At 66.4% G+C, this 22,401-nt stretch carries 25 protein-coding genes and 1 tRNA gene; 10 read left to right on the forward strand and 16 right to left on the reverse strand.

What is annotated here, in order from left to right:
- Nucleotides 1-17: 17 nt before the first annotated feature.
- Together ACOOGG_RS06670 and ACOOGG_RS06675 are read left to right on the forward strand one after the other, a co-directional pair.
- Complete coding sequence (locus ACOOGG_RS06670; RefSeq protein ID WP_420433551.1) at nt 18-275, forward strand: type II toxin-antitoxin system VapB family antitoxin; 258 nt, start codon at nt 18-20, stop codon at nt 273-275.
- Entirely contained in the window at nt 272-664 is a 393-nt protein-coding gene (locus tag ACOOGG_RS06675; protein WP_420433553.1) for a type II toxin-antitoxin system VapC family toxin, read from the forward strand. Before ACOOGG_RS06670 ends, ACOOGG_RS06675 begins: the two co-directional genes overlap by 4 nt.
- Before the next feature lie 12 nt (nt 665-676).
- Here the strand turns inward: ACOOGG_RS06675 and ACOOGG_RS06680 are convergent, their stop codons facing one another.
- Nucleotides 677-1,861, reverse strand: a complete 1,185-nt coding sequence (locus ACOOGG_RS06680) for a CoA transferase (RefSeq protein WP_420433555.1) — start codon at nt 1,859-1,861, stop codon at nt 677-679.
- Between the two features lie 65 nt (nt 1,862-1,926).
- On the opposite strand from ACOOGG_RS06680, the gene ACOOGG_RS06685 reads away from it, so the two are divergent.
- The 3 genes from ACOOGG_RS06685 to ACOOGG_RS06695 are packed head-to-tail and all read left to right on the forward strand — an operon-like array spanning nt 1,927 to nt 4,861.
- Nucleotides 1,927-2,232 (forward strand): hypothetical protein, encoded by a 306-nt coding sequence (locus ACOOGG_RS06685; protein WP_420433557.1) that lies wholly within the window; start codon nt 1,927-1,929, stop codon nt 2,230-2,232.
- Between the two features lie 37 nt (nt 2,233-2,269).
- The gene (locus tag ACOOGG_RS06690; protein WP_420433559.1) at nt 2,270-3,769 is read left to right on the forward strand and encodes a class I adenylate-forming enzyme family protein; all 1,500 of its coding nucleotides are present in this window, start codon (nt 2,270-2,272) and stop codon (nt 3,767-3,769) included.
- A gap of 33 nt (nt 3,770-3,802) precedes the next feature.
- Nucleotides 3,803-4,861 (forward strand): enoyl-CoA hydratase/isomerase family protein, encoded by a 1,059-nt coding sequence (locus tag ACOOGG_RS06695; protein ID WP_420433561.1) that lies wholly within the window; start codon nt 3,803-3,805, stop codon nt 4,859-4,861.
- Here ACOOGG_RS06695 and ACOOGG_RS06700 read toward each other — a convergent pair.
- From ACOOGG_RS06700 to ACOOGG_RS06715, 4 genes are read right to left on the reverse strand one after another with little or no spacing between them, the layout of a single operon-like run.
- A complete protein-coding gene (locus tag ACOOGG_RS06700; RefSeq protein ID WP_420433563.1) occupies nt 4,858-5,595 on the reverse strand; it encodes an SDR family NAD(P)-dependent oxidoreductase in 738 nt (245 codons plus the stop codon). The genes ACOOGG_RS06695 and ACOOGG_RS06700 overlap by 4 nt on opposite strands.
- A 7-nt stretch (nt 5,596-5,602) precedes the next feature.
- On the reverse strand, nt 5,603-6,760 hold the full coding sequence (locus ACOOGG_RS06705; RefSeq protein WP_420433565.1) for an acetyl-CoA C-acetyltransferase: 1,158 nt from the start codon (nt 6,758-6,760) through the stop codon (nt 5,603-5,605).
- 27 nt (nt 6,761-6,787) lie between these two features.
- The gene (locus tag ACOOGG_RS06710; RefSeq protein ID WP_420433567.1) at nt 6,788-7,978 is read right to left on the reverse strand and encodes an acyl-CoA dehydrogenase family protein; all 1,191 of its coding nucleotides are present in this window, start codon (nt 7,976-7,978) and stop codon (nt 6,788-6,790) included.
- A gap of 53 nt (nt 7,979-8,031) precedes the next feature.
- A complete protein-coding gene (locus ACOOGG_RS06715) occupies nt 8,032-9,819 on the reverse strand; it encodes a molybdopterin-dependent oxidoreductase (RefSeq protein ID WP_420433569.1) in 1,788 nt (595 codons plus the stop codon).
- A 131-nt stretch (nt 9,820-9,950) separates the two neighbouring features.
- Between ACOOGG_RS06715 and rsgA the strand changes: the two genes are divergently transcribed.
- Nucleotides 9,951-10,922, forward strand: coding sequence for a ribosome small subunit-dependent GTPase A (rsgA, locus tag ACOOGG_RS06720; protein WP_420433571.1), 972 nt, complete (start codon nt 9,951-9,953; stop codon nt 10,920-10,922).
- Between the two features lie 90 nt (nt 10,923-11,012).
- Here rsgA and ACOOGG_RS06725 read toward each other — a convergent pair whose 3' ends face one another.
- On the reverse strand, nt 11,013-11,825 hold the full coding sequence (locus ACOOGG_RS06725) for an SDR family NAD(P)-dependent oxidoreductase (RefSeq protein ID WP_420433573.1): 813 nt from the start codon (nt 11,823-11,825) through the stop codon (nt 11,013-11,015).
- Between the two features lie 102 nt (nt 11,826-11,927).
- Between ACOOGG_RS06725 and ACOOGG_RS06730 the strand changes: the two genes are divergently transcribed.
- Entirely contained in the window at nt 11,928-12,758 is an 831-nt protein-coding gene (locus tag ACOOGG_RS06730; protein ID WP_420433575.1) for an SDR family NAD(P)-dependent oxidoreductase, read from the forward strand.
- Nucleotides 12,759-12,782: 24 nt separating this feature from the next.
- Here ACOOGG_RS06730 and ACOOGG_RS06735 read toward each other — a convergent pair whose 3' ends face one another.
- From ACOOGG_RS06735 to ACOOGG_RS06775, 9 genes are all read right to left on the reverse strand, one after another.
- The gene (locus tag ACOOGG_RS06735; RefSeq protein ID WP_420433577.1) at nt 12,783-13,898 is read right to left on the reverse strand and encodes a hypothetical protein; all 1,116 of its coding nucleotides are present in this window, start codon (nt 13,896-13,898) and stop codon (nt 12,783-12,785) included.
- The gene (locus ACOOGG_RS06740) at nt 13,895-14,263 is read right to left on the reverse strand and encodes a hypothetical protein (RefSeq protein WP_420433579.1); all 369 of its coding nucleotides are present in this window, start codon (nt 14,261-14,263) and stop codon (nt 13,895-13,897) included. The genes ACOOGG_RS06735 and ACOOGG_RS06740 overlap by 4 nt, the downstream gene beginning before the upstream one ends.
- Complete coding sequence (locus ACOOGG_RS06745; RefSeq protein ID WP_420433581.1) at nt 14,260-15,264, reverse strand: phosphotransferase family protein; 1,005 nt, start codon at nt 15,262-15,264, stop codon at nt 14,260-14,262. The genes ACOOGG_RS06740 and ACOOGG_RS06745 overlap by 4 nt, the downstream gene beginning before the upstream one ends.
- A 29-nt stretch (nt 15,265-15,293) precedes the next feature.
- Nucleotides 15,294-15,367: transfer RNA gene (locus ACOOGG_RS06750), tRNA-Ala, on the reverse strand.
- A 64-nt stretch (nt 15,368-15,431) separates the two neighbouring features.
- The gene (locus ACOOGG_RS06755) at nt 15,432-15,719 is read right to left on the reverse strand and encodes a hypothetical protein (RefSeq protein ID WP_420433583.1); all 288 of its coding nucleotides are present in this window, start codon (nt 15,717-15,719) and stop codon (nt 15,432-15,434) included.
- A gap of 454 nt (nt 15,720-16,173) precedes the next feature.
- Entirely contained in the window at nt 16,174-16,677 is a 504-nt protein-coding gene (gene moaC, locus ACOOGG_RS06760; protein ID WP_420433585.1) for a cyclic pyranopterin monophosphate synthase MoaC, read from the reverse strand.
- A 2-nt stretch (nt 16,678-16,679) separates the two neighbouring features.
- On the reverse strand, nt 16,680-17,663 hold the full coding sequence (gene moaA / locus ACOOGG_RS06765) for a GTP 3',8-cyclase MoaA (RefSeq protein WP_420433587.1): 984 nt from the start codon (nt 17,661-17,663) through the stop codon (nt 16,680-16,682).
- Between the two features lie 59 nt (nt 17,664-17,722).
- Nucleotides 17,723-18,958, reverse strand: a complete 1,236-nt coding sequence (gene glp / locus ACOOGG_RS06770; RefSeq protein WP_420433589.1) for a gephyrin-like molybdotransferase Glp — start codon at nt 18,956-18,958, stop codon at nt 17,723-17,725.
- Nucleotides 18,928-19,527: a glycerol-3-phosphate acyltransferase gene (locus tag ACOOGG_RS06775; protein ID WP_420433591.1), complete on the reverse strand. Its 600-nt coding sequence runs from the start codon at nt 19,525-19,527 to the stop codon at nt 18,928-18,930. The genes glp and ACOOGG_RS06775 overlap by 31 nt, the downstream gene beginning before the upstream one ends.
- A gap of 112 nt (nt 19,528-19,639) precedes the next feature.
- Between ACOOGG_RS06775 and ACOOGG_RS06780 the strand changes: the two genes are divergently transcribed.
- The 3 genes from ACOOGG_RS06780 (at nt 19,640) to ACOOGG_RS06790 (ending at nt 21,545) form a co-directional block, all read left to right on the forward strand.
- Complete coding sequence (locus ACOOGG_RS06780; RefSeq protein ID WP_420433593.1) at nt 19,640-20,023, forward strand: FmdB family zinc ribbon protein; 384 nt, start codon at nt 19,640-19,642, stop codon at nt 20,021-20,023.
- Complete coding sequence (locus ACOOGG_RS06785) at nt 20,024-20,824, forward strand: S-methyl-5'-thioadenosine phosphorylase (RefSeq protein WP_420433595.1); 801 nt, start codon at nt 20,024-20,026, stop codon at nt 20,822-20,824. It abuts the gene before it with no gap.
- A gap of 79 nt (nt 20,825-20,903) precedes the next feature.
- Nucleotides 20,904-21,545 (forward strand): SAF domain-containing protein, encoded by a 642-nt coding sequence (locus ACOOGG_RS06790; protein ID WP_420433597.1) that lies wholly within the window; start codon nt 20,904-20,906, stop codon nt 21,543-21,545.
- A 12-nt stretch (nt 21,546-21,557) separates the two neighbouring features.
- Here ACOOGG_RS06790 and ACOOGG_RS06795 read toward each other — a convergent pair whose 3' ends face one another.
- Nucleotides 21,558-22,394, reverse strand: coding sequence for an undecaprenyl-diphosphate phosphatase (locus ACOOGG_RS06795; protein WP_420433599.1), 837 nt, complete (start codon nt 22,392-22,394; stop codon nt 21,558-21,560).
- Between the last annotated feature and the right edge of the window lie 7 nt (nt 22,395-22,401).

The raw sequence follows: 22,401 nt of genomic DNA on the forward strand, positions 1-22,401 counted from the left end.
ACCATAAGTGAATTTCAATGAGTCTCAATATCAAGAATGACGAGACATGCCGGCTGGCCAGCGAACTGGCCAATCTCACCGGCGAGACCATGACCGGGGCAATCACCGTGGCCCTGCGAGAACGCCTCGAACGCGAACAGCGCAGCCGTAGCGTTGAAGCCCGACTAGAAGCGATGCGGGCTATTGCGCAGCGCTGCTCCAAGCTTCTTCGTCCGGGGCCATCGGCGGTGGAACACGGCGACTTCTTGTACGACGAGCATGGGCTGCCCAAGTGATCGTCGACACTTCAGCCGTGCTGGCCATCCTCTTCGAGGAGCCTGACGCCGAGCACTACCGGAAGACGATTGCCGGGGCCGAGCGCTGCCTCATGTCGGCTGCGAGTTTCCTTGAGACCGCCATAGTGCTGGAAGGTCGTACCGGTATCGCCGGCGGCCTTGAACTCGATCTGTTGGTCGAGAGGGCCCTAATTCAGCTCGTTGCGGTCACGTCCGACCATGCCCAGGCCGCTCGCCGCGCCTGGCGGCAGTTCGGCAAGGGCAACCACCCCGCGGCCCTGAACTTCGGCGACTGCTTCGCCTACGCCTTGGCCAAAGAGACCCGAGAGCCACTTCTGTTCAAGGGCCGCGACTTCACCCTTACCGACGTCGAAGCTGTGCACCACTAGCAGTCAACGCAATCAGGCCCCGCCTTGGGGAGCCATCACCACCTGTTCGCCTTCGCCAGCCCGGACCACCCAGTTGTCGCCTCGGCGGAGGACTTCGGCGCCGGGGGCGCTCAGGTCATCACCTGCTCTAACCCAGCTCACCGCCTGGCTCATGGATACGCCGACCAACCCGGCACGACCAGCGGCTACGGCCTCGGCCGCAGCGCGACACGCCACCAAGCCAGCCACCGGATCGGCGGTAGCATCACCAACGAACCACGGCAATCCGCCGTCTGGGTCCGCCAGCCACAGGCCCCCGCTCACCGCAGCGTCGTCGCCGAAGGCGACCCGGTCGTTGCCGTGGCCGGTGATCGACACCCACACCAACCCGTAGCTCTCCGCTACCTCCAGCCGGTCGACACCCCAGTTGGCCCACACCCGGGGCCGCAACCCGTCGACCACCACGGCCGCCTGCTGGCACAAGTCCAGGAATCGGCGACGGCCATCGTCAGATGCCAGGTCGATGACGGTGTCTTTCTTGCCGTGGTTCAGCCGTTCGTAGAACGCAGGCGAGCCATATCGAGCGCCATCGGGTCGGCCTGGTGCCTCCACCTTCACCACCTCGAATCCGAAGTCGCCTAACAGCGAGGCGCACAGCGGGCCAGCCCACAGCGAGCTCACATCCAGCACCAGACTCCGACCAATTCCTGCCGGTCCGGCATCGGTGAGCGAACAGGGCTCCGTCGGCGGCGCCAGGCGGACTGCCTCCCCCACCGCCAAACCCACCCAATCGGCTCGCTCGATCAAATCGGCTACTGGCCTGTCCCGCACCCCCGCAACCACTGCGGACCACACGTCGTCCCCGACCAAATCACCCCTCTCCAGCCAAGCGGGAACCGCTTCGGTGTCGCTGGTGCGGGCCAACGACACTGCCAACACCCCGTCGTAGGCGGCCACCATGCGACACGCCCCCCCAACCGAGACCGTCCCGCGGCGAGTTCGCCCCACCAACGCCGCCCGCTCTCCCAGAAAACCAGCGGCATCAGTCCTGAGAGACCTGCCCCTCAGCTCGGCAATGTCATCCACCACGTCATCTAGCCGCTCCACCCAGCGCCCTGACGCCACCGCCGGGGGTCCGTGCTCGGGACCGCTCAAGCCCATCAACCCCGACTCGGCCCAGACAAGGGCCGAATGACGGTTACCGGAGGCAGTGTCCATTACCGCAGTTTGTACCTGTTGAGTCTGACGGGAAAAGATTGGAGGATATCTTTCAGGAGGTAGGAATGGACCTGAAACCGGGTAGCCGCCTCAAGAGCTTGGTTTGTGATACCGAGCTCATCGTGGTCAAAGCACCAGACGGCGACGTGGACATCACCTGTGGAGGCGCGCCAATGGCCGATCCGGCCGAGGCCGAGCGAAACGGCGACGTATCCGCCGATGCCACAGATGGCACCGCTCTGGGCAAGCGCTACGTGAACGAGGACGAGTCCCTCGAGGTCTTGTGCACCAAGCCCGGCGACGGCTCTTTGGCGCTGGGCGGCACCCCCCTCGGCCTGAAAGAGGCCAAACCCTTGCCGGCCTCTGACTAGCTGAGCCGCTAGGAGAAGCGTCGCAGGGGATGAACCCATGAACTTGATGATGCTGCTGGAAATGGCATCCAGCGGTTTCGGCGAACGCACCGCGGTTGGCTCTCTTGGACGGGGGCTCACCTACGAGCGATTGTTCCAGCGCTCTGGCGCCGCCGCTGTGCGATTCCGCGAGGCGGGAATCGAACGGGTCGGCATGGTGGACACCAGCAGCGAGGCGCTGCCCATCGCCCTGTTCGGCTCGGCCTGGGCAGGGGTGCCTTTCGTGCCCCTCAACTACCGGCTGACCGTGCCCGAGTTGCGGCACTTGGCCTCCGAAGTGGCCCCCTCGGTCACAGTGTGCAACGACGACGCCCTCGACGCCATTGGCGACCTCGACGGTGTGCGGGCCGTTGACCGGCCGGATTTCCTGGCCCAGTGGGCCGAGGGAAGCGCTCCCGACAGCGACTGGAATGGCGACCCCGACGAAATCGCCATCCTGTTGTACACCAGCGGCACAACGGGCGCCCCCAAAGCTGCGGTACTGCGACACAAGCACTTGGTGTCATACATCATCGGCTCGGTGGAGTTCATGGGGGCGGCCGAGGACGAAGCCACCCTGGTGTCGGTGCCCCCCTACCACGTGGCCGGGATGGCCGCGATCTTGAGCTCGGTGTACGCCGGGCGCCGCATCGTGCAGCTACCCAACTTCGACGCCGCCGACTGGGTGAGCTTGGTCCGGGCCGAGGGTGTGACCCACGCCATGGTGGTGCCCACCATGCTGGCCCGCATTGTGGACCACTTGGAGGAGGTCGGAGGTGGGCTCCCGTCGTTGCGAGCTATGTCCTATGGCGGGGGCAAGATGCCCGCTCCGGTAATCGCCCGGGCACTGGATGTGCTGCCCGAGACCAACTTCGTGAACGCCTACGGCCTCACCGAGACAAGCTCTACCGTGGCGGTGCTTGGACCGGAGGAGCACCGGGAAGCCCACCGATCCAACGATCCGGCCGTGCGGGCCCGGCTGGGATCGGCCGGCCGCCCGCTGCCTGCCATCGAGGTGGACATCCGCGACGAGGAGGGAACGCCGGTGCCCACCGGCAGCTCCGGAGAGATCTGGGTGCGGGGCGAGCAGGTCTCAGGCGAGTACCTGGGGCGGAACTCCCGGGTCACGCCCGACGGCTGGTTCCCCACCAACGACGGCGGCTCACTGGACCCCGACGGCTTCCTGTTTGTGGAGGGCCGCATCGACGACATCATCGTGCGGGGAGGCGAGAACATCTCACCCGGCGAAATCGAGGATGTGCTGCTGAGCCATCAGTCCATCGCCGATGCAGCCGCTATCGGAGTGCCCGACGAGCAATGGGGCGAATCGGTGGCCGCGGTGGTTGTGCCTGCCAGGGGCCAGACGGTGGACATCGCCGAGCTCCAGGAGTTCGTAAAGGCCCAAATGCGGTCGTCGCGCACCCCCGATCGCATCGAAGTGCGCGACGAGCTGCCCTACAACGAGACCGGCAAGCTCCTGCGCCGGATCCTGCGCGACGAGCTCGCCGAAAGCCGCTGATTCCCGCCTGGGCTAACCTGCGATCACTCAGTGATGGCTGCGCCAATCCAAACCACAGGCCTGGCTGAGGCCCATGCGCTCCTGTCCCACCCCTATGCCGGTGAGGACTTGGGACTGGCCGATTGCCCGGTGATCCTCGTCGAGTTGACCGCTGCCGACCTGTCGGCGCGGCCTTCCGAAGAGGTGGCCGTGATGGTCAAGAGCACCCCTGCGGTGATGGCAGTGGCCGTGCCCGACAGCATCGGCAGCGCCGATGGTGCCAGGTTGGCCGAGCTCTGTGAGCCCTTCGACATCGTGCTGGCCCCAAACGATGTACCGGCCCCTCTGGCCGTGCCCCCAGGCGAGCTGGACCAGATCTCGGCGGCGGCCATGGCGTCGCCGGCCGCGGCGGTGGCCTTGGTGCAGCTTCTCCGACTGAGCGAGAAATGCTCCACCGCCGACGGTCTGGTGGCCGAGTCGCTGGCCTATTCCACCCTCCAGTCCGGGCCACAATTCCAGGCCTGGCTGGCCACCCAGCCGACCCGGCTGGTGGCGGTCAACCCCGAGCCCGCGGTGCTGGCCGAGCGCGCGGGATCCACCCTGCGCCTCACCCTCAACCGCCCCGAGCGGCACAACGCCTTCAGCGCCGAGATGCGCGACGGACTGGTCGAGCAGCTCCGGGCCGCGTCGATCGATCCCAGCCTGGACGGCATCGTGCTCGACGGTGCTGGGGCCACCTTCTGTTCCGGCGGCGACCTGGCTGAGTTCGGCACCACTCCCGACCCCGGTACTGCCCATCGCGTTCGCTCGGTACGCAGCGCCGCGTTCTGGATCGACCGACTGGCGGCCAAGAGCCGGGTCATGGTCCATGGCACCTGCGTGGGGGCGGGCGTGGAGCTGCCCGCCTACGCCCACGACGTGGCCGCTCACCCCGACACCACCTTCCGCCTCCCCGAAGTGGCCATGGGCCTGGTGCCCGGCGCCGGGGGCACCGTCAGCATCGCCCGCCGCATCGGCCGCCAGCGCCTCTGCTACTTCGCCCTCACCAACACCGAAATCGACGCCGCATGTGCCCTGTCCTGGGGCCTCATCGACCGCATCAACCCGCGCTAGAACAGGCTGGGCACTCCTAGTTCGGTGCCGCCGGTTACCGGGAGGGTTGCCCCGGTGATGTAGGCGGCCCTGCGTGACGCCAAGAAGACGATGGCGTGGGCCACGTCGTCGGGCTCGCCCATGCGGCCCAGCGGGTAGCGGCGGCCGAAGTCGGCTTTCTCCTCGAGGGTCATCGACGCGGTGAGGTGCATGGTGTCGATCGGGCCGGGGGCCACTGCATTCACTCTCACATCTGGGGCGTATTCGGCGGCCAAGTCCCTGGTCATGGCGATCACCCCGGCCTTGGCCGAGGCGTAGGCCACATGGGGAGTGGTGAACCGCAAAGCGGCGATGGAGGCCACGTTCACCACGTTGCCCTCAGTCTCAGCCAGCGCGGGATAGGCCCGGCGGGTGAGAAGGAAGAACGACCGCAGGTTGGTGGAGAGCTGGTCGTCCCACTCCTCTGGGGTGATCTCAGCGGTGGGCTTGAGCAGCCACGCTCCGGCGTTGTTCACCAGCACGTCGAGACGGCCAAAGGCGGCCACTGTGTCGTCGATTATCCGATGGGCGCCGTCGGGGTCACCCACGTCGCCGCCCAGACGCAGCGACAGCGCCTCTACGGCCTCCATTGCTTCGACGTCTAGGTCGGCCCCGACCACAGTTGCCCCGGCGTCGGCGAACTGGGCTGCGGTGGATCGGCCGATACCCCGGGCTGCGCCGGTTACCAGCACCACCCGGTCTGCGAACTCGGCCATGAATCCGCTACAGGCGCTCGATGATGGTGACGTTGGCTTGGCCGCCGCCCTCGCACATGGTTTGCAGCCCGTAGCGGCCGCCGGCGCGCTCCAGCTCGTTCAACAGGGTGGTCATCAGCCGGGCCCCGGTTGCGCCCAGCGGGTGGCCCAGGGCGATGGCCCCGCCGTTCACGTTTACCTTCTCGTGGGGCACTTCGTGCTCGCCCATCCACGCCAGCACCACCGAGGCGAAGGCCTCGTTGCACTCGAACAGGTCGATGTCTTCGATGGTCATCCCAGTGCGGGCCAGTGCGTGCTCGGTGGCGGGGATGGGGCCGGTGAGCATGTAGATGGGATCCGCCCCCCGCACCGACATGTGGTGGATGCGGGCCCGGGGCTTGAGGCCGTGGTCGGCCACCGCCTGCTCCCCGCAGATCAGCATGGCGCAGGCCGCGTCGGAGATCTGGCTCGACACCGCGGCAGTCAGCCGCCCGCCTTCCACCAACACGGACAGACCGGCCATCTTCTCCATGGTGGTCCCCCGGCGGATGCCCTCGTCTACTTCCAAGCCGCCTAAGGGCAGGATCTCGTTCTCAAACCGCCCCTCGTCGGTGGCGGTGGCCGCCCGCTCATGGCTGGCCAGCGCGAACTCCTCCATCTGCTCCCGGCTGATATCCCAGTGCTCGGCGATCATCTCCGCACCCCTGAACTGCGACACCTCCTGGGTTCCGTAGCGGTCGACCCAGCCGTCGGAGCCGGTAAAGGGGTCGGGATCGGTCACCCCCACATGCTCGGCCACAGTCATGGCCGCCCCGATGGGGATCATGCTCATGTTCTGGACGCCGCCGGCCACCACCATGTCGTTCACTCCGGCCATCACCGCCTGGGCCGCGAAGTGGACGGCCTGCTGGGCCGATCCGCACTGGCGATCGATGGTGGTGCCGGGCACGTGCTCGGGCAGCCCGGCAGCCAGCCATGCGGTGCGGGCGATGTCGCCGGCTTGGGGGCCGAGGGCATCCACGCAGCCGTACATCACATCGTCGACCGCGGCCGGGTCGACGCCGGTCCGGTCGATCAAGCCGAGAATGGGATGGGCCCCAAGATCGGCCGGGTGGATCTGCGACAGGCTGCCGCCCCGTCGCCCCACCGGGGTGCGGACCGCGTCGATGATGTATGCCTCAGCCATGGCTGCTCCTCTTTCTGGTCTTAGAGATCATCGCGGCTCGCGAGGCAGGCCGAGAACCCGCTCGCCGATGATGTTTCGCTGTATCTCGTTCGATCCGGCATAGATGGTGTGGGCTCGGCTATACAGAAAGGTGCGCTGCCAGGAGTCCAGCGTGTACTCCTCGTCATCTTCGGCCGCCACCGCCATGCCATCGGCCCCCCGCACCCCCACCATCAACTCCCCCAACGAGCGGTGCCAATTGGACCACACCAGCTTGCCGATGGACATCTCCGGACCCGGCACTCCGCCGGCGTCCACCACGGTGAGCATCCGCAGGTTGTTGTACCGCATGATCTCCAGCGTGGCGTAGGCCTGGGCCAGCTCCTGGCGGACCACCAGATCACCGGCAGTGCCGTTGGCCCGGGCCTCGGCCATCAGCGCATCCAGCTCCTGGCGGAAGTAAGTCTGCTGGCCCAGCGTTGACGCCCCCCGCTCGAAGGCCAGAGTACCCATGGCCACCTCCCAGCCCCGGCCGGGCTGGCCCACCACGAGATCGGCTTCGGTCACCGCGTCGTCGAAGAAGACCTCGTTGAACTCGTTTCCCCCGGTGACCTGCACTATGGGGCGGATCTCGATTCCGGGCTGGTCCATGGGTACCAGCAGGTAGGAGAGCCCAGCGTGGCGGGCCGAGTCCGGGTCGGTGCGGCACACCACGAAGCACCAGTCGGAGTACTGGGCTAGCGAGGTCCAGATCTTCTGGCCGTTGACCACCCAGCGGTCGCCATCGAGCACCGCCTTGGTGCCCACATTGGCCAGATCCGAACCGGCATTGGGCTCTGAGTAGCCCTGGCACCAGAACTCTTCGCCCGACAAGATCGAGGGCACAAACCGCTCCTGCTGCTCAGGAGTGCCGTAGGCCACCAGGGTCGGCCCCAACAGCGTGACCCCCATATTGGGCAGCCGCCCCGGCGCCCGGGCCTCCACATAGATCTGGTGGAAGAGCACCTGCTCCGAAAGGCTGCACTCCCGGCCCCCCAAGCGGGCGGGAAAGTCAATGCCCAGCCACCCCCCGCCGGCCAGCTCGCGCTCCCATGCGATCTGCTGCTCAGCTGGAATGTCTTCTTGGCCCATACCGCCCCGGCCCCGCAACCCGGCAAACTCCCCCACCAAGTGCTCCTCCAGCCAAGTCCGCACCTCGTCGCGGAAGTCCTCTTCGGCAGGGCTGAGGTCGAAATCCATCTGGCGAGAATCTACCGGCGCGCCAGCCGATCAGCCCAAGGCACAATGGGGAATTAGGCCTGGTCGGCTCTTACTTGGATGGTGTGCCAGCCGGTGGCGCCGTCGGGGGCGGGGTTGCTGGTCTCTGAGGTCTGGGTGGTGCCGGTGCCGTCTGTGGCCCGCACCCGCACTAGGTGCTCGCCGGGGGTGGCGTTCCAGGTCACCATCCACTGCCGCCAGGAGTTTGTCGTGGTCTCGCGGCTGAGCTCGGCCTCCACCCAAGGCTCGTCGTTCACCTGCACCTCCACTTTGTCGATGGAGCGGCTGGGGGCCCAGGCCACCCCGGCAATGGCCGTGGGGCCGGGGTCGATGGTGGAGTCCTTGCGGGGCACATCAATGCGGGACTGGGTCTTGATCGGCCCCTCCTTTGACCAGCCGCGGGGTATCCAGTAGCCGTCGAAGCCCTCCCAGGTGGTGAGCTCGATGTCTGACAGCCACTTGGTGGCCGACACGTAGCCGTAGAGCCCGGCCACTACCAACCGGGCCGGAAAGCCATGAGAGATGGGCAGCGGTTCGCCGTTCATCTGCACGGCCACCAAGGCCACCCTTCCGTCGAGCGCCACCTCGGTGGGAAAGCCCGCTGTCCAGCGGTCTACCGAACGGCCCACGATCTGGGTGGCGCCGGGCTGTACCCCGGCCTGGTCCAACACTTTGGCCAGCGGCACGCCCACCCATTCGGCGTTGCCCACCAGGCGGCCGCCCACCCGGTTGGACACGCACGACAGGGTCACTTGCTCTTGAACCAGGCCCAGGTCGAGCAGCTCGTCGAAGCTGATCTCCACCTCCCGGTCCACCATGCCGTGGATCCGCAGCGACCAATCCGCCGGATCGATCTGGGGATATGAGAGTGCGGTGTCGATCAGATAGAAATCCTCGTTGGGAGTGATGAGCGGAGCGATGCCGGCGATGTAGTCGAAATTGGGCTCCCTCACCGGCTCAGCGGTCACCGAGGGAGTGGGCACTTCGGTGGCCTCGGGCATCGCCTCAGGAGTGCCATCGGCCGCGGGGGTCGATGCCGCTTCAGCCGTGGCCGTCGGGGTAGACCCGGCCGTAGCGGTGGCTGTCGGAGCAGGTCGGGTAGTCGGAGCAGGTCGGGTAGTCGGAGTGGCGATGGTGCGTCCTTGGAGGGATTCGGCAACCCCCTCGCGGGCGCCCTCCACGGTGTCGCGCCGCCGCAGCCACCGACCGAGCAGGCCGCCGGCCAGAGATGCACCGGCCATGATTCCCACTGCTCCCACGAAGCGGCGCCGGTCGTCGAACCGGCCCCGGCCCACCATCGGCACCTTCTCGGTTTCAGCATCGGAGGGAACTTCATCGACCGGCAGACGGGAGAACAGGGCCAGTGCATACAAGCTCATGAACACCGCAATGCCGAAGGCCCCCGACAACAGCCCCGACATCCATCCCAACCCGTCGCTGGACAAGGGGTTGCGGGCCGCGGCCCATCCACCGATCACGGCGAACACCACCATGCCAGCAGGCATCATCCACCAGCGCTGGCGGGAGAACCAACCCAGCACCGCGCCGAGAAGGATCGAAACCACCACAATGCCCCAGACCAGCACCGGCTTCTGGTTGCCTCCCAATTGCTCGATGGACCATCGGGCTATGTCGCCGGGCGTGTTGTCCACGATTATGTCGGCCACCGAGACCACCAGCGACGGGATCTTGCGGCTCAGCCCCGACAGGATCTCGCTCAAGCCCAGTGCAGCACCGGCGGCCACAATGCCCGCGGCAATCGCCTGGAGCGGCGAGATGACCGCTCGCCGCTCGGCAGATGCGGTCGCTTCCGATTCACTCATATCTGGATTCCGATCGGTCGGGGTTCTTGATCCGGCGGTGTGGATCTAAGGCTATTGTGATTTTCCGCTGTGTGGGTCAATCAAACCAGTACTTGGAGCTGAAACATGGAACTCTTGCCAATCTGTAGCCCATGACGCCGCTGGAGGCCTTGGGCGTCGACCAGCATTGGCGGGAGCTGGCCCAAAGGCAGGCGGGACGACTGGGCCGGGTGGTGCAGGTGGACCGGGGCGAGTGCGAGGTGATGACCGACGAGGGCCAGATCCGGGTCACATCTGACTCCCAGCGAGCCCAAGGCGATGTGGCCCCGGTGACCGGCGACTGGATCACCGTCGTTCCCGGACCCGACGACAGCCTCGTGGTGGAACAGGTTCTGGAGCGCCGCACTCGGGTGGTGCGGAGAGACCCGGCTGAGGAGGCCCGACCCCAGACCCTGGTGGCCAATGCCGATGTGGTGGGTGTCGTACACGGACTCGACCGGCGCATCAACCCGGCCCAACTAGAGCGCTTCTGCGTCGTCGGCTGGCAGTCGGGCGCGGCGATGGCGGTGATCTTGGCCAAAGCCGACCTTCGCCGCAACCCCGAGCGGGATGCTGAGAAGGCCGCCGCTCTGGCACCGGGGACGAAGGTGCTGGTAACCGCCGCGCTTCAGGGCGAGGGCCTCGACCGCTTGGCCGCCCTTTTGGAGGGGAACCGTACTCTGGCGCTTCTGGGGCCGTCGGGAGTGGGCAAGTCAACGCTCATCAACGCCTTGGTGGGGACCGAAGTCCAGGCCACCCAGCAGGTGCGGGCCGGAGACGGCCGGGGCCGCCACACCACCATCGCCCGGCGGCTCATCGCTCTCCCAAGCGGGGGTTCAATAGTGGACACCCCCGGCATCCGAGCCGTGGGGCCGTGGGATGCGTGGGAGGGGTTGGCCGCGGCCTACGCCGAGATCGACGCCCTCGACCACGAGTGCCGCTTTGCGGAGGACTGCTGGCACGAAGACCAGCCCGGCTGTGCGGTCGCAGGCAACGTCGACCCTGACCGCCTGCGACGCTACTTGGAGCTGGCCGAAGAACTGGCCGACCAAGATCTAGACCGGGCTCGGCGGCGGCGTAGGTAGCATTCCTCGGCCCAGCCGATCAGACGACCAGGGCCCCGGCGGCTCAGTTGGTGCCGCCCGTGTCGCGGAACGGGGGCACTCCCAGTCGCGTCAGCGGGCTTCGGCCTCGGCCTGGGCGCGGACTCGGATTTCCTCCTGCTCCTCGGTGCGGGCAGGCAGATGGTGGGTCAGCCAGCCGCCGTCCACGAAAAGGGTGTGGCCGGTTATGTACGAGGCCTCGTCGCTGGCTAGAAAAACCGCGGCGTCGGCGATGTCGCCGGGCTCGCCAAAGTGGTTGAGCGGAATCATCTCGGCCATCCCTTTCTCGAGTTCAGGCACCGCTCGCAACCCCTCGGTCATGCGGGTCGTCATATAGCCCGGCCCTACTGCGTTCACCCGGATGCCGAACTGCCCCAGGGCCATTGCCCCGCTGCGGGTCAGCGAGATCACCCCGGCTTTGGATGCGGCGTAGGCCGGGGTCTGGGGATGGCCTTCCGCCCCAAGGATGGAGGAGGTGTTCAGCAGCACACCGCCGCCGCCTCGCGCCACCATGTGGCGGGCCGCGATCTGGTTGCACAGAAACACCCCGGTCAGGTTCACCTCGAGCATCCGGCCCCAGAACTCGTCGTCAATATCCAGGTACGAGGGGGAATTGGCGATGCCGGCGTTGGCCACCATGATGTCGAGGCGCCTGTGGCGCTCGACTGCCCCGTCCACCAGGGCCTGCACCGATTCCCGGTCGGATACGTCGCAACTCTGAGCTTCCACCCCTAGCTCGTCGGCCACGTGCCCCATAGCCGCTTCGTCCACATCGGCGATCACCACCACCGCCCCCTCGGCGGCAAACTTGCGGCTGATGGCCTCTCCCAGACCGTTGGCCCCGCCGGTGACGATGGCCACCCTTCCTTCCAAGCGCATGCTCATGGCGACATCTTGGCAAACCCCGCCCTCCGGCATCGATGTCAGGCCAGCGCAATCGCCTCCTCGATAGGAGCGGGAGCAGACGGGATGCGCTAGAAACCTCAGATGCCAAGCGCTACGCCATTAGCCGACAAGATCGCAGCCGTCACCGGTGGGGGCGGGGGAATCGGAGGTGGGATCTCCCGATTGTTCGCCGAAGCAGGTGCCGCGGTGGTGGTCAATGACATCGACGCCGACCTGGCCAACGCCGCCGTGGGCGACATCACCGACGCCGGCGGGCGGGCCATCGCGGTGGTGGGCGACATCACCGACTCCGTAGTGGTGGCCGAGTTCCACCGGGCCGCAGTCGAGTTCGGCGACGGCCAAGTGGACGTGCTGGTCAACAACGTGGGCGACTACCGGCCGGGCGCGGGCAAGTTCATCCGCACCACCGAGGCCGACTGGGATGCCCAGATCAACATCACCTTCCGCCATGTGCTTCGCTGCACCCGCGCGTTTATGCCCACCATGGTGGAGGGGGGCGGCGGCACCATCGTGAATGTGTCCACCGTGGAGGCCATGCGGGCAATGCCCCGCATCGCGGTGTACTCGGCGGCCAACGCTGCCATTATCGCCTTCACCCGATCCATCGCCCTGGAGATGGCCGACCAGAACATCCGGGTCAACTGCATCGCCCCCGACATGGCCGTCACTCTGCAAACCCCCCTCGACCAGATGCTCCGAGACCGCCCCCTCGAGCAGGTGTCCCGGCTGATCCCCCTGTGCCGATTCGGCAACCCCGACGACTTCGCCGAGGTGGCCCTGTTCTTGGCCTCTGACCAGTCCCGCTTCATGACCGGCCAGACCATCCCGGTGGACGGCGGCACCATGACCGCCCAGGGCTGGTACCGCAGGGCCGACGGCCGGGGCTTCACCAACCTCCCCGACGCGCCCTGAGCACTCCGACCCTGCCGGGTTTGCTCAGTCCAGGCCGTACTGAGGGAGGCGGCCGTTGGCGATCATGGTGAGGCTGCCGGTGCCGGTCTCGTCGCCGTCATCGGTGGTGACGGTGACCGGGGCGATGCGGTGCATGGGGGTGAACACCTCGCCGGTGGCGGGCACCACATCGGCGGGATGGCTGACGTCCCATATCTCGTGTTCGAGACACGACTCGCCCCGATACACGCCGAGGCCGAGCTCGTCGTTCCAGCCGCCGCTGTAGCCCAGCCCGGCCATGGCCACCGCCGAGCCCAGCGGCGTCGAGCACAGCCGCAGCGAACCGCCGTCGTCCAAACTCACCGCCATATCGGCCGATGAGAATCGCCGGGTGCCAGCGAAGAACTCCAGGGACAGATCAGCCTGGGTGACGTGGCGGTCGACGTCGGGAGCATGCCGGTCTCGGATGAGCCCGGTGAGGTACACCCGCTCGGATCCCCGCTCCATGATCTGCACATGGCCGGCCCGCCGGTTGGTGGAGAAGAACAGGAAGTAGAACAGCGTGCCAACCTCGCTGTGGCGACGGGGCGGGCCCGTCACCGGCTCGGGGATGCCCATCGCGGGGCGCACTCCCCAGGAGTGGTCGCGTCCGCCCCACCAGCCGTCCACCGTCAGGCCCTCGTCTCCCACGGTTATCCAGCCGTCGACCACGCCCACCTGGTTGAACCGCTGGTAGTCCTGAGCCACCCGTCCCCTCTCCCGCTCCACGTGTGGCTTCTCTATCTCCGGGGCCAGCTCGGCCCGCCACACCAGATCGCAGGCGATGGAGTGACCGCCGGGGGCCAAGATCACCCTTAGCTCCTCCAGCGGGACCGTCGGCTCCACCCGCATCGGCCCTACCTCAGGCTCCAGGCGGGGGCGAAGGGCCCGAGACGCCCGCAGGTTGTGCTGCGTGCCGTCCCGCACCATCACCACCCCGCCGTCGAGCACGTTCATGTTGTTGTACGACCCCATGGTGAACTGCATCGCTCCCTGGCCAGCTGGGTCGTAGATGGCGAACCAATAGCGGTCGAAGAAGCGGGGATCGGACGTGCCGACGTGCTCGAACGGCTCGGCGATCTGGTGCCACAGTGTGTCGTCTAAGGGTCCGAGCATGTTCATCTCAGCCTTTCTGTTGATTCGGCCAGGTAGGCCCGCACCGCGGGGGACGGCTTAGACCCGCTCATGATCTCATCGGTCAGCCGAGCCCGGAGCCCCTGGTGATACTCCTCGGCCGCGGCCAGGTGGACCACCCCGGGCACCGCTTCTTCTAGTTCCGCTGATTCGACGCCCAAGACCTCTTCTAGAGCCCGGATGTCTTTCACCAGTTCGGGCAGCACCTCAGGCCATCGTGCCGCGGCGTGCTCGAGGGCCGCGGCCGCGAAGGTGATCTGCTCCTGCAAATAGGAGTCAGACACCTCGGGCGCGGCCAACTCCACCAACACCCGCCGGGCCCCCATGATCTGCTCGCTCAGTGTCGGTCTCATCCCAACTCCTCCGCGGTCTGGGCCAACAACACCTTTGCCAGAAGTCCAGCTCCAGACCACACCCGAAGGGTGCGACCGTCACAGAAGCTACGAACCCCCGTCATGACAATGGCCACCAGTTTGTAGTTGGCGAGCACCTGCCAGAATCGCAGAGCATCCCGGTCGACGGTCCGGCCGGTGCGAGCCTCGTAGGCCGACACAAGATCATCCGCCTCCCAGCGTCCAGGAATCTGGTGCTCAATCCGGCGAACCGGATTGGTCACCCATCCCACATCCTCGGCCGGGTCTCCCAAGTGGACGGTCTCCCAGTCCAGCAATACCTTCACCTGATCGCCGTCAAACAGCACATTGCCCGGTTTGATGTCGCCGTGGACCACAGTGACCTCGCCGGGCTCCGGCCGGTTGCGACGCAGCCACTGCTCGATCAGGGCCAACAACGGCTGAGGCTCCAATGACTGGCGCTCTATCACCGCGGCCCATTCGTCGATAGCTGCGGCTGCCGGATCGGCGGGTACGGCCAGCACTTGATCAAGCCCGGCACCCTTCCAGTCCAGGGCGTGGATCTCGATCATCAAATCCACCATCTGCGACGCGATGTCGGCTCGGGTGTCCTCGTCGAGCCGGCTGGAACCCCCATCCAGAATGAAGTGGTCGTTGTGCCCGTCGTAGCGGGTCATAACCAGCGCCGGGCGGCCCAACTCCGATCCGTCGGCATCAAGCCACACCACCTCTGGGGCCCGCACCGGCTGGTCGTGCAGCCGCCGCAGCACCTCGTACTCCACCCGTCGGTCAGTTTCCAGCACGCTGCCCACGGGGTCGCGCCGCAGAAACAGGCGTCGATGGTGCGACTGCCCGCCGTCTTCCCACAACAAGTCGAACGGCCAGTTCTCCCTCGATTGGCCGCCGGTGGCCCGGGCCTCGCCTTCCACCCGAAGCGCGTCCACACCCTCCAAGCGCCGCCGGATGAACGCCTCCAGCGCATTGTCGAAATCACTGGCCATCGCTAGAAAGGTACTTGCCGACCGCTTAGTGGAGCTGAGCGGACTCGAACCGCCGGCCTCCTCGTTGCGAACGAGGCGCTCTAGCCAACTGAGCTACAGCCCCAAGTGCGACCAGCCTACTAGCGGCCTACTCCTGAACAACGAGTGGAATCAGCCGCGGACGGTGGTCAGCTTTGTCCGCTTGAGGCCGCGCTCCACGGCTCATTCGTCGAGCCGTCGACGTCAAGCGGGCTGAGGCGCTCTTCGCTTGTCCGCTGGTGCTGCACCAGCAGCAGTGCATAGGCCAGCAGCAGGGCGTCGACCAGCAGATGGACCACGAGGGCGACTCCGCCGAAGTAGACGGCAAGCACGAACGTGGCCAGCGCGCCGATGATGAGCGTGACGAGGATACGCCGCCGACGGCGACGAGCGTCGATTGAGGAGAGAGACCTACCTCGCATCGGGGTAGAAGCCATCTCAGAAGCGTATACCGAAGGAGATATCCCGATGTTGGGGCGAAGGGCCACTACCGGTGCGGCTACCGCACCTCGTTCGGCCAAACGGGGATGTACCGATCGCCTGGGAACATTCATCCCCCACTGCGTTCGACGCCTGCCGCCAAGCTGACCGCTACGCGCTCGGCGGATCAAGGGCGGTATCAAAAAGGCAGCCCAAGCGGCAGCCAAGATCATAAGTAACACAGATGTCACCAATCTCGGAGGTCCCTTACAATCGAAATGGTAAACCACGGCAAGGTGCTGGCTGGTGAATGGTCGCGCTTTACACACCTATACAGGGCAAACGAACGCGCGGTCGCCATATGCGGTCGGACGTTACAGGGATCTGACACTTGTTACGGTTCTACTACAAAAAGTCCACCCTCGCCACCCGTCTTCCGCTCTCAGCCGAAGCGCAATTTCAAGTGTGGGTTCAATTGTCGTAGCCGACACCTTCATCCCCCGGGCGTCGGTAGTGGCCGGAGCGGCCCCCCGACTTCTCCCAAAGGGCCACTTCGCCAATCACCATCTCTTTGTCACGCGATTTGCACATGTCGTAAACGGTCAGCGCGGCCACCGTGCAGGCAGTGAGAGCCTCCATTTCGACCCCCGTCCGGTCCACCGTTTCCACCTCGGCCTCGATCTCAATGTAGGTGTCCTCGATCCGGAAGTTAACCAGCACCGCACCCACCAACAGCGGGTGGCACAGCGGAATCAGCTCGGGAGTGCGCTTGGCCGCCTGGATGCCTGCCACTCGGGCCACCGCCAATACGTCTCCTTTGGCCACAGCCCCTCGGGCCACGGCCGAGGCAGTGTCGGCGCTCATGAACACCCTGGCTCGGGCGATGGCCCGGCGGTGGGACGCCTCCTTGGGGGTGACGTCCACCATGCGCGCCCGGCCGAGGGGGTCGATGTGGGTGAACCCGGCATCAGACATGGTCAACCCCCGATCTGCGACATCGAACGGCCGGGGCGGATGAAGTGAACCTGGTTGATGGCGTGCCCGGCCCACTTGTCCTTCACGACATCGGAGATGACAGCGGCGATTTCATCGTCGCTCGCTCCTGAGCGCAGCAGCTCCCGGAGGTCGTGTTCGTCCACCGCGAACAAACAGTTGCGGAACATGCCCTCGGCGGTGAGCCGCACCCGATCACAACTTCCGCAAAAAGCGTCGGTCACGCTGGCGATCACGCCGAACGAGCCCTGGCCGTCGGCGTAGTGCCACACCGCGGCCGGCGAGTGCGAGCGCTCGACAGGGGCCAGCGGGAATGCCTCGGCCACCGTAGAGACGATCTCGTCAAGGGTGACCACTTTGTCGTTGCTCCACGACAGGTCGGCATCCAATGGCATGAACTCGATGAACCGGACCTCTACGCCCTTCTCCCGGCCGAACCGGGCGAAATCCACGATCTCGTCGTCGTTGACGCCCCTCATCATCACCGCATTGATCTTCACCGGATCCAGGCCAGCAGCCACCGCGGCGTCGATTCCGTCCAATACCCTGTCCAAATCGTTTCGGCGGGTGAGGCGCTCAAACCGTTCGGGGTGAAGAGAGTCGAGCGAGATATTGATCCTCCGCAACCCGGCAGCCACCAGCTTGTCGGCCAGTAGCCCCAGAGTGGCCCCGTTGGTGGTCAGGGCCAGGTCTACGCCCAGCGCGGCGAGCTTTTCCACCAATATCGGCAGGTTGGCCCGCACGGTGGGCTCCCCGCCGGTGAGCCGGATGCTGTCGATACCGAACCGATTCACCATCAATGCGGCTAAGCGCTCGATCTCTTCGAACGTGAGCAGGTCTTCGCGGGGCAGCCAGTCGAGCCCGTCGGCCGGCATGCAGTACGTGCAGCGAAAGTTGCACCGGTCGGTCACCGAGATGCGCAGATCCCGGTGGACCCGCCCGAAGGTGTCGATAAGCGGCACGCTCACCTTTACATTCTGACCGAATAATCCGCTGAGCACACTGTGGAGAGCCAAACTGGCTTCGGTCAGCGCAGTACCAGCAGCGACACCGGCTCGCCCTCATCGAGCCCAACGCCGTCGGGTAGCACAGCCAGGGCATCGGCTGCGGCCATAGCCGAGAGTTGGTGCGAGCCTTGGCCTCCGGCCGATCTGACCAAGAATTCGCCATCGGCGTATTCAACTCGCACTCGGGCGAAGTGGGTCTTGCCGTCGGGCCGGCGGCGCAGGCGCTGGGCCACGCGGCCCGTTACCCGCTGGCGGTGCCAAGTGTCGGGGGAATGGCCCATCATCTTGCGCAGACCGGGCCGGGCGAACAACTCGAAAGACACCATGGACGACACCGGGTTGCCGGGCAGCCCGAAAACAGGGATGCCTTCGACCAATCCGAAGGCCAAGGGCTTGGCCGGTTTGATGGCCACTTGCATCCACGACATATCGCCTATCTCTTCGAGCACCTTTTTCACATAGTCGTAATCGCCCATGCTCACCCCACCCGAGGTCAAAAGGGCGTCGCATTTCTCCACTCCAGCCCGGATACCGGCGGCGATTCCCGCCTCATCATCGGCCATGCTGCCCAGGTCCACCGGTTCGCACCCGGCCTCGGCCAAAAGGGCCAAGAGCGTGTGCCGGTTGGAATCGCGGATTTGGCCCATCTCCAGCGGCTGGGGCCCCTCCACCAGCTCATCGCCAGTGGACATGACCCCCACCCGGGCCTTTGGCCTCACCTTCACCTGATACATGCCCAAGCTGGTGAGCACCCCCAAGTGGCCAGGAGTAAGCACCTCTCCCGGTCCGAACACCGTCTGGCCCACCGTCAGGTCCTCGCCGGCCCCGCGAATGTGGTTGCCCGCGGGCACCGACTGGGCCACGGTCACTTCCTCGCCGTCAGGGCTGGTCTCGGTCAGCTCCACCATTACCACTGCGTCTGCGCCGGGGGGGATGACTGCTCCGGTCATTATGCGGACAGCCTGCCCGGCACCCACCGTGATGTCGGGCGGCACCCCGGCGGCAATCGTGCCCGCGATGTTCAGGGTCACCGGCGCATCGACCACATCGGCCGACCGCACCGCAAAGCCGTCCATCGCCGTGTTGTCGAACGGAGGCACCAACTCGGGCGCTACCACTGTCTCGGTGGTCACCAATCCCCGAGCGTCGCCGACGGCCAAGGTGACCTCATCCAGGATGCCGCAACCCGCCAGCACCCGCTCTTGGGCCTCGGCCAACGGAATCATCACCAAAGCGCCGGTTCTTGTCTGCGCCACATACGGCGAATGTTCTCATGGTGGCGGGCGATAACCACCACCGCCACCCCGGCCACCACCAACACCTCCACCGCTGGCCACCCCTGAATGGCCACCGCCGCCGGCGCCGCTGCCGTCGCCGCCAACGAGGCCGCCCCGGCCCGCTTGGTCAAAGCAAGCGACAGCGCCCACACGCCGATCAGGATCACGCCCACCACCGGGGCCAGCGCCAACAGCATCCCACCGAACGTAGCCACGCCCTTGCCTCCCTGCCGGTAACGCCCCAACGGCACGATGTGGCCCACCACTGCCGCCGCCCCACACGCCGCCCCCACCAGCTGGTCTCCGAATATCAAGCCGATCCCCGCAGCAATGACCCCCTTCCCCACATCGCTGAGAAGCACCCAAGCCGCTGGCCAGCGCCCCGCCACCCGGTACACATTGCTGGTCCCCGGATTCTTCGACCCCTCCCGCGTCGGATCATGCCCCGTATACCGCCCCACCAACAACGCCCCAGGAAACGTCCCCCACGCATAACCAACCAAGACAAGCCACCAAGCCCAGCCCACGACCCAACAATACTGAAACACGCCCCACCGCCCCCCTCTCTCTCCCAAAGCAGGTGAGCGCCCAGCCTGCCGGACGCTGGTACCCCCCCCTCAGATAGCCAGAAAACGCAACCCGCCTCTATCCTTAACCCTCGTGCCCGCCTACGACTACAACTGCCAAACCTGCGGCACCCGCTTCGAAGTCATCCAGTCATTCTCCGAAGACTCCCTAACCATCTGCCCCCAAGCCGACTCGATCGCCAGTCCCGCAGCCTGCACCCAGCCCGGTAAGGGCCAAGTCGCCAAGGTCTTCAGCGTCCCCAGCATCACCTTCAAGGGCGACGGCTTCTACCGAAACGACAGCCGCTCGGGCGCCAAGTCGTCCACCACGGCCGGCTCTTCAGCCAACGGCGACAGCACCAACGGCAAAGAAGGGTCAGACGCTGCAAAGCCCGACGCAGCCAAGTCCGACAACAGCTCGTCGGACTCCTCTGGCCGCGAGCCGGCCAAAGCCGCTTCGGGTTCGTCAGACGAATAAATGCCCGAGATCGGCGTCATTGGCGGCTCCGGTCTCTATTCCCTCTTGGACGACGCGGTCGAAATCCCCTGCGACCACGCATTCGGGCCGCCGTCAGGACCGCTCACCATTGGATCGGTCGACGATATCGAGGTGGCCTTTCTGGCCCGCCACGGCCCCGGCCACCGATTCCCCGCCCACAAAGTCAACTACCGGGCCAACCTGTGGGCGCTGCGCCAAGTCGGGGTGAAGGCCATCTTCGGCCCCAGCGCCTGCGGTTCGCTGCGCCCCGAGCTGGCCCCCGGCGATGTGGTGGTGTGCGACCAATTGGTCGACCGCACGTCGGGCCGGGCCGACACCTACTTCGACACCGTCACCAACCACGTCTCACTGGCCGACCCCTACTGCGATGAGCTCCGCCAAGCACTGCTGGATGCCACCCAGGCTGAGGGCATGACTGCCCACGACGGGGGAACAATGGCAGTCATCTCCGGCCCCCGATTCTCCACCCGAGCCGAGTCTCGCTGGTTCCGCGACAACGGCTGGGACGTGGTGGGGATGACCCAGTACCCCGAGGCTGCCCTAGCCGCCGAACTGGGCATCTGCTACGCCACTGCCGCCCTGGTCACCGACTACGACGTCGGCCTGGATGACGACCCGGACATCAAGCCGGTGACCCAAGACGAGGTGTTCGCCTTCTTCGCCCAGAACCTCGAACGCATGCGAGCCGTGCTCTTCGGCGCCATCAGAGCCATCGCCAGAAACCTGCCCGACTGCTCCGACCGCACCAATGGCATCGACCCTCCCAGACCTGCTTCTTGAGCCCCCTTCCCAAGACGGCCAACTCCCGCTAGCCTGACCAGCGCTTCCCCCTTGTCAACCTTGGTGGAGGGGCGCGCCCGTGGACGCAACTCCCGGAACTGTCGATCAACCTCTCACTTGGCGGGGCTCTGTTTTGGCTCGGCTGCCGGGCGGGCGGCGCAGCTACTGGCTGGTGGTGGCGGTGGCCGCGGCGGTCACCGGGCTATTAGTGGCCGCCGTCGCAGGGCTGGCCGGGGGAGAGCCGTCGCTGGGTGTCCTTACCCCGGTGGTCGTAGTCACACAGCCCATCGAAGCTGGAGAACCGCTCGACGAGGACAACGCCGAGGTGCGCCGGTATCCGGCCCAAACCCTGCCTCCCGATGCGGTACCCGCCTTGAGCGGCGTCGATGTGGCCTCGGCTGCCCTCCACCCCGGCGACGTGGTGACCACCGCTCGGTTGGGCGGCCTGCCCATTGGGGATCGAACCGAGGTGGCGATACCGGCCCACACCGCCCTGCCCCCGCTGGTCCCCGGAGACCACGTAGACGTGCTGGTGACCCTGCCGATCCCCACCGATAGCGGTGGCCAAACCCAGGCCACCCTCACGGTGGCCGCCGCCGCGGTGGTCACCGACAAGGCCGAGCACGCCATTACCATTGCCGTCACCGACGAGGAACTCCTCCCGGTGGCTTCTGCCGTGATCCAGGGCTCGGTCACCCTGGCCCTGGTGCAGTCAGGCTGACGAATCAGGCCCTCAGCGCACCGAAGCGGTAATCAGGCTGAGGACGAGCAGGGCTAGCAGGATCCGATATATAGCGAAGGGACCGAAGCTGCGGGTGCGAACTAGGGCCAGCAGCGCCTTGACTGCGGCGAACCCGGTCACCGCTGATGCCGCCGTTCCCCACACAAACCCGGCCCGGGCATCGGCGGGAATGCCTCCCCACCCGCCGATGTCTATGAACTGGAATACCCCGGCCCCGGCGATTACCGGCACGCTCATCAGCATGGCCAAGCGGGCGGCCGATTCACGATCGAAGTCCAGCAGGCGACCGGCAGTGATGATCACCCCTGAGCGAGATACTCCGGGCTGGAGCGAGCAAGCCTGGGCCAGCCCCAACAGCAGCGCGTCGCGCACCCCAATCGATCTGGCATCTCGGCGCTCCTGACGCCGGTCGGCCCACCACAGCAGCACCCCGAACACCGCCAGCATCACCGCGGTGAGCCAGACCTCGTCGTCGGCCTCGTCGATCACCGACCGCAATCCCACCCCCACCGCGGCGGCCGGCACGGTGGCCAGCACCAGAAGCCACCCCAGCCGGCCCTCAGCGGTCATGGGTCTTTGGCGCTTCACCACAGCGCCAATGCCATCGCGCACCAGTGTCCACACCTCCCGGCGCAGGCATGCCACCAGCCCCACCAGCGTGCCCAGGTGGAGGGCCACGTCGAACGCCCTCTTGAGGTCGTCATTGCCCTCGAAATCGTCCCACTCGGCCAGCCAGGGAATGATCTGCAAGTGTCCGCTGGAGGACACCGGCAGGAACTCGGTCAGCCCCTGAGCGATGCCCAGCAATATGGCGTGCAGGACCGACATGGTCCTT

Origin of the sequence: Candidatus Poriferisocius sp. (assembly GCF_965214065.1) — a bacterium.
Classification (GTDB): domain Bacteria; phylum Actinomycetota; class Acidimicrobiia; order Acidimicrobiales; family Bin134; genus Poriferisocius.

Excerpts from the sequence above, each read along its gene's own strand:
- ACOOGG_RS06700 (WP_420433563.1), bottom strand. The coding sequence starts at position 5,595 with ATGGCCGAGTTCGCAGACCGGGTGGTGCTGGTAACCGGCGCAGCCCGG.
- moaC (WP_420433585.1), bottom strand. The coding sequence starts at position 16,677 with ATGTCTGATGCCGGGTTCACCCACATCGACCCCCTCGGCCGGGCGCGC.
- rsgA (WP_420433571.1), top strand. The coding sequence starts at position 9,951 with ATGACGCCGCTGGAGGCCTTGGGCGTCGACCAGCATTGGCGGGAGCTG.
- ACOOGG_RS06735 (WP_420433577.1), bottom strand. The coding sequence starts at position 13,898 with ATGAACATGCTCGGACCCTTAGACGACACACTGTGGCACCAGATCGCC.
- ACOOGG_RS06710 (WP_420433567.1), bottom strand. The coding sequence starts at position 7,978 with ATGGATTTCGACCTCAGCCCTGCCGAAGAGGACTTCCGCGACGAGGTG.
- ACOOGG_RS06785 (WP_420433595.1), top strand. The coding sequence starts at position 20,024 with ATGCCCGAGATCGGCGTCATTGGCGGCTCCGGTCTCTATTCCCTCTTG.
- ACOOGG_RS06730 (WP_420433575.1), top strand. The coding sequence starts at position 11,928 with ATGCCAAGCGCTACGCCATTAGCCGACAAGATCGCAGCCGTCACCGGT.
- ACOOGG_RS06705 (WP_420433565.1), bottom strand. The coding sequence starts at position 6,760 with ATGGCTGAGGCATACATCATCGACGCGGTCCGCACCCCGGTGGGGCGA.
- ACOOGG_RS06725 (WP_420433573.1), bottom strand. The coding sequence starts at position 11,825 with ATGAGCATGCGCTTGGAAGGAAGGGTGGCCATCGTCACCGGCGGGGCC.
- ACOOGG_RS06745 (WP_420433581.1), bottom strand. The coding sequence starts at position 15,264 with ATGGCCAGTGATTTCGACAATGCGCTGGAGGCGTTCATCCGGCGGCGC.
- ACOOGG_RS06715 (WP_420433569.1), bottom strand. The coding sequence starts at position 9,819 with ATGAGTGAATCGGAAGCGACCGCATCTGCCGAGCGGCGAGCGGTCATC.
- ACOOGG_RS06755 (WP_420433583.1), bottom strand. The coding sequence starts at position 15,719 with ATGGCTTCTACCCCGATGCGAGGTAGGTCTCTCTCCTCAATCGACGCT.
- ACOOGG_RS06685 (WP_420433557.1), top strand. The coding sequence starts at position 1,927 with ATGGACCTGAAACCGGGTAGCCGCCTCAAGAGCTTGGTTTGTGATACC.
- ACOOGG_RS06695 (WP_420433561.1), top strand. The coding sequence starts at position 3,803 with ATGGCTGCGCCAATCCAAACCACAGGCCTGGCTGAGGCCCATGCGCTC.
- ACOOGG_RS06740 (WP_420433579.1), bottom strand. The coding sequence starts at position 14,263 with ATGAGACCGACACTGAGCGAGCAGATCATGGGGGCCCGGCGGGTGTTG.
- ACOOGG_RS06680 (WP_420433555.1), bottom strand. The coding sequence starts at position 1,861 with ATGGACACTGCCTCCGGTAACCGTCATTCGGCCCTTGTCTGGGCCGAG.
- ACOOGG_RS06795 (WP_420433599.1), bottom strand. The coding sequence starts at position 22,394 with ATGTCGGTCCTGCACGCCATATTGCTGGGCATCGCTCAGGGGCTGACC.
- ACOOGG_RS06670 (WP_420433551.1), top strand. The coding sequence starts at position 18 with ATGAGTCTCAATATCAAGAATGACGAGACATGCCGGCTGGCCAGCGAA.
- ACOOGG_RS06690 (WP_420433559.1), top strand. The coding sequence starts at position 2,270 with ATGAACTTGATGATGCTGCTGGAAATGGCATCCAGCGGTTTCGGCGAA.